Origin of the sequence: Mycobacterium sp. 852002-51057_SCH5723018, assembly GCF_001667035.1 — a bacterium.
In the GTDB taxonomy this organism is placed as follows: domain Bacteria; phylum Actinomycetota; class Actinomycetes; order Mycobacteriales; family Mycobacteriaceae; genus Mycobacterium.
The window spans coordinates 1-661 of record NZ_LZIR01000064.1 but is presented as its reverse complement, the minus strand read 5'-3'; the positions used below and the strand labels follow the sequence as shown (position 1 = coordinate 661).

Here is a 661-nt window from a genome sequence, read left to right as displayed (position 1 = left end):
GCGCCGGTGCCGCCCATGCCGCCCATGCCGCCCATGCCGCCGTCGCCGCCGCTGGTGGCTGTGCTGCCGGCAGTACCGTTCGCACCTGGGATGACGCCCGTGCCGCCGGTGCCGCCCGCGCCGGCCGCGCCCGGGTTGCCACCGTCGCCGCCGGCCCCGCCGTTACCGCCGGACGGGCCGGGCGAGCCGGGCTGCACGAAGAGGTCTCCGGGGTAACCGGCGCCGGCTCCCCCGTTGCCGCCGTCGCCGGGCGCGCCGCCGTTGCCGCCGTTGCCCGCGTTGCCGCCGGCGCCGTGGGTACCGAGCGTCGCGGTGCCTCCGGCCCCGCCATCACCGCCCTTGCCGCCCGCCCCGCCATCGGCGCCGTTGCCGCCGCCGTTGCCGCCGGCCCCGGCCACGGTGGCGTCGGCCCCGGTAGCGCCGCTGCCGCCGCTACCGCCGGCGGCGCCGTTGCCGCCGGCTCCGCCACTGCCGCCGTTGCCGCCCAGCAGGCCGCCGGCCCCGCCGCTACCGCCGTTCCCGCCGTTCCCGCCGTTTTGGCCGGCGACGCCCGACCCACCGGAAAAGGTCGCCGAAGCGCCCGCGGCCCCGGACGCGCCATCACCACCGTGACCGCCGGACCCGCCATTACCGAAGATCATGCCGGCCCGACCCCCGGCGG

The 661-nt window shown here is 80.6% G+C and carries 1 pseudogene; it reads right to left on the bottom strand.

Annotated elements, in window-relative coordinates:
- Positions 1–661: pseudogene (locus tag A5764_RS28865) on the bottom strand (PE family protein); the annotation flags it as partial.